The organism is Skermanella sp. (assembly GCF_059503625.1).
Map to the genome: position 1 here is coordinate 1 of NZ_JCACHA010000138.1, position 3,730 is coordinate 3,730.

The 3,730-nt window shown below is 62.5% G+C and carries 4 protein-coding genes and 2 pseudogenes; 3 read left to right on the plus strand and 3 right to left on the minus strand.

Annotated elements, in window-relative coordinates; all coding sequences use genetic code 11:
• Nucleotides 1-163: 163 nt before the first annotated feature.
• Nucleotides 164-541 (plus strand): annotated as a pseudogene (locus AC5JJ6_RS03705) (transposase); the annotation flags it as partial.
• 16 nt (nucleotides 542-557) lie between these two features.
• Here AC5JJ6_RS03705 and AC5JJ6_RS03710 read toward each other — a convergent pair.
• The 3 genes and pseudogenes from AC5JJ6_RS03710 to AC5JJ6_RS03720 all read right to left on the minus strand — a co-directional run.
• Nucleotides 558-809 (minus strand): annotated as a pseudogene (locus AC5JJ6_RS03710) (IS110 family transposase); the annotation flags it as partial.
• Between the two features lie 434 nt (nucleotides 810-1,243).
• Nucleotides 1,244-1,414: a hypothetical protein gene (locus AC5JJ6_RS03715; RefSeq protein WP_496040752.1), complete on the minus strand. Its 171-nt coding sequence runs from the start codon at nucleotides 1,412-1,414 to the stop codon at nucleotides 1,244-1,246.
• A gap of 176 nt (nucleotides 1,415-1,590) precedes the next feature.
• Nucleotides 1,591-2,073: a response regulator gene (locus tag AC5JJ6_RS03720; protein ID WP_496040753.1), complete on the minus strand. Its 483-nt coding sequence runs from the start codon at nucleotides 2,071-2,073 to the stop codon at nucleotides 1,591-1,593.
• 172 nt (nucleotides 2,074-2,245) lie between these two features.
• Between AC5JJ6_RS03720 and AC5JJ6_RS03725 the strand changes: the two genes are divergently transcribed.
• Nucleotides 2,246-2,791, plus strand: coding sequence for a methanogen output domain 1-containing protein (locus AC5JJ6_RS03725; RefSeq protein ID WP_496040754.1), 546 nt, complete (start codon nucleotides 2,246-2,248; stop codon nucleotides 2,789-2,791).
• A partial coding sequence (locus AC5JJ6_RS03730; RefSeq protein WP_496040755.1) for a histidine kinase dimerization/phosphoacceptor domain -containing protein occupies nucleotides 2,788-3,730 on the plus strand: 943 nt, incomplete at its 3' end. The genes AC5JJ6_RS03725 and AC5JJ6_RS03730, both read left to right, overlap by 4 nt.

Consider the following 3,730-nt stretch of genomic DNA (forward strand, 5'->3'; position numbering starts at 1 on the left):
CTGGCCCGCGAGATTACGGCCGTCATCCAGGTCCCGCCTGGTAGCGGTTGAAGCCGGTCCGGAAGGCGTTGGTGCAGCGAGGCAGGATGGACGAGTTAGCAGGCGAAGGCTGCCCCTATAGAACTGCGTTCTGTTCCTTGCCGCGAACTGGTCAGCGCCCGCCATGCCGAACAAACACAATGACGCCCGGCGCCATCATATTCCGAAGATGAAATTCAAGGTGACGAACTGGTCGGACTATGAGGCCGGCCTGCGGCGACTTGGAAGCCTGACGCTGTGGGTCAGTGACGAGGCAATCGCTTCCTGGAGGGCAGCGTTGCCGACAACACCGGGTGGTTAGGCACGCTACTCAGAGACAGCAATCGACACAGTCCTCATGGGCAGACTCGTTTTCCATCAGCCGCTGCGTCAGACCGAAGAGTTGCTCGGATCGCTGCTGGACCTGATGGCCATTGACCTGCCGTTTCCGGACCATACCACGATTAGCCGGCGGACGGTTCGCCTGACGCCGGTGCTGCGCACCGCCTTGGCGAGCGGCCCGGTCGTTCTTGTGGCGCTTGTATGTAGGGCCGGATGTACTGCGGCGCCATCAGGCGCACCGTATGGCCGAACCGGGCGATCTCCCGCGCCTAAAAGTGCAATCCGGCGCAGGCCTCCATCCCGACCACGCATGGCGCCAGGTTGGCAAAGAAGGCCAGCATCGCAGTCCGGCGCAGATGCTTGGTCACAACCACATGGCCATGCGCGTCTACGCCGTGGACTTGGAACACCGACTTCGCCAGATCAAGACCGATGAACGCCGCAGCCATGACACAATCTCCATAATGAGACGAGCCTACCGTTCATGTGGCACTGCCGTGCCCGATGCGGGGCCGTCCATTTCACCACGCCGGCCCATTGTCCAGGCGCTGTGACACGCTGTGAGTGGCTTCGGCCGCAATCCCGCCGAACCGGGATGTCACCACCTGGCTGATCGGCTTGAGTGCCGCAAAGCGCGGGCTGAGACATGATGCTCGACAACCTCGGAGTTGAAGTGGGCGATGGCGGCGAATACCCAGACCCGACCCTCCTCGGATGTCTGCACCAGGGTGGCGTCGGTGCCCCACAGGACGTCCGGGGGCTTGTCAGGATGGTGCGCTGTCATGATCGTCGGCCAGGCGCGGCGGCCGCCGGAACGGCGAGAGCGGCTGATGATCACGCATCAGGCACAGCACGCGGTTAAGGCCAACCGGCAGACCCAAGCTTAGTGCAGGCGGGCCCAAACCTTGTGGTGCCCCTCGCCGGAGAACGGCGAAGCGGCGACGTCGGCCTGGATATTGGCAAGCAGACTGGCGTCATCGACCGGCGCTATGGGATCGCATGGCCAGGCGGAGCGCTGTCGGTTGGATGGTTTGCCCGGTGGAAGGTCGAGCATGGTACGGCCCAGACGCGGCAGACCCGCTGCACACCCCGGGGGCGCTGAGTTGATGCTGGATCGCCAACCCGCTTGTACGCCGAGTTCCCGCAAGACTGCATCAAGCCATAGGCCATGCAATAACCGGAGGACCTGCAACTGCCGGCAAGACTGAAACCTGGGAGGATTTATGATGATTACTGGATCGGACCGCCGCGCAGCACCGCGACGGCGCCCCGTAAGGCCGCTTCCAGCTGGGCGTGGGTATAAGGCTTGGCAATGAACCCGAGCGGCTGGGTGGCTTGCGCCCGGTTCAGGGTGGCTGCGTCGGTGTGGGCGCTCAGATAAAGTGAGGCAATGCCGAGGCGTGAGCGGATTTCTCCCGCAGCCTGAATGCCGTCGGTGCCGCGCGCGAGACGGATGTCCATCAACACCAGGTCCGGACGCAGGTCATCAGCCGCCTGAACCGCTTCCGGCGCCGAAGCCGCGATCCCACATACTTCATAGCCCAGCTGCTGAACAAGATACTCGATGTCCAGTGCGGTCAGGATCTCGTCCTCGACCAGCAACACACGAACCGGGCCCGCCAGGAGGTCCTCTGCGCTATTCTCCTCGACCGGCTGGGTGGGTGTACCTGGTGTATCGGTACCCGGCGGCAACAGGAGACCGGTTTGCTGCATGACATCCTTCCTGATTTACGTTATGCCCGCTGAAGCGGTTCCTGGTGGCAATGGCTGACCTGTACGTGTTCCATACGAGCGATCACCGTTGCCCGCATGCTGGCCCATGTCAAACCTTCGTTGAAACAGGGGCCGGGGCGAGGCGGATCTGCTCTGAAAGTGGAGGTGTTGTTTGACCAGCGGCAAGGCGCGAGACATGACAAACGTAGCGGAGCTTTCTCTGCCCCTGGAGCGCGACCTGTTCCTGCGCAGCCTGGTCCGCGAGCTTGCCAGCACGCTTGAGGACGTGGTCGGCGTGCGCGAGGCGTCCGGCTACATCAGCGTGGTCGGCGCCCGGATCGGTGAGCAGATCAACGACGACTACAAGGCCGCCTTGAAGGTTGATCGACTGACGCGCGAGCAGGTGGCGGCCGTGCTGGTCGACCTCAAGCGCCGCATTCAGGGTGAATTCCGAATCATCGAGGAGGATGCCGACAGGATCGTTCTCGGCAATCGTGCCTGCCCGTTCGGTGACAAGGTGCTGGGCCGACCCTCGATGTGCATGATGACCTCCAATGTCTTCGGCCACATCGCTGCCGACAATCTCGGCTATGCCCGGGTCGAGCTGCAGGAAACCATCGCACGGGGCCACCCCGGTTGCCGGGTAGTGGTTCATCTCAAACCTTCCGGTGAGATAGAAGAAGGGCGGGAGTACTTCAGGCCCAGAACGCTGGAATGAACAGCTCGCTCTTCTCCGTTCCGGCCGATGACTTCCCGGAACCGATGCTGCTCCTATCAGCTGATGGTGAGGTGCTGGCCATCAATCGGGCGGCGCGGGAGGATTTCGGTCTCAGCGCCGTGTCCCCAATCGGCCGTTTGTGCGACCTGGTGACCGATGCTCGCGAGAAAGTCATGACCTTTGTCCGCCTGTGTTCGTCGACCAGGGAAGCCGTGCCCGGGGCCTTAAGCTTCCGAACACCAGCCGGCATTCTTGACTGTCGCTGTGACGGTCGCCGAACATTTGAGGGCTTGGTATATCTGCGCTGCCGGCCCAGGGCGACCTCGAACCAGGCTTTCGCGGTACTGAACGAGAAGATCGCCGAACTGGCCCGCGAGATTGCCATCCGCATGCGCACCGAGGAGCGGCTGGAGGAGCTGCTGAGAAGCCGGGAGACCCTGATCCAGGAACTGCACCACCGTATCGGCAACAGTATCCAGGTGGCAATCAGCCTGGCCGGGCTGCAGATGCGGGAGGCGCCTCCTGGTCCCATTCGGGAACAGTTCCTCAAGAACAGTTTCCGCCTCAAGGCGATCGGGCTTGTGTACCGCACCCTGTACCGCGACCAGGATTTCACCCGGCTCGACATCAGCACCTTCGTCAGTGATCTGTGCGCCGAACTGAGGCGGACCTACCGTGGACCGGAGATTTCATTGTCGACCGGGATCGACGCCACGTTGCTTAGCCTGGACCAGGCTGTTCCCTTCGCCCTGATCGTCAACGAGCTGGTCATCAACGCGCTGGTACACGCTTTTGAACCGGATGGACGCGGCGCCATCCAGGTAAGCCTGCGGCATTCACCGCAGGGTCTTCTCGAGCTGACCATCGCCGACAACGGAACTGGGATTTCAGCCGAGCTGCCGAAATCGGGAACCGGTGGGAAAGGCTTGGACCTGGTCC

What these genes read in the sequence shown, in the direction of transcription:
- AC5JJ6_RS03720 (WP_496040753.1), bottom strand. Translation starts at nt 2,073, where the DNA reads ATGCAGCAAACCGGTCTCCTGTTGCCGCCGGGTACCGATACACCAGGT.
- AC5JJ6_RS03715 (WP_496040752.1), bottom strand. Translation starts at nt 1,414, where the DNA reads ATGCTCGACCTTCCACCGGGCAAACCATCCAACCGACAGCGCTCCGCC.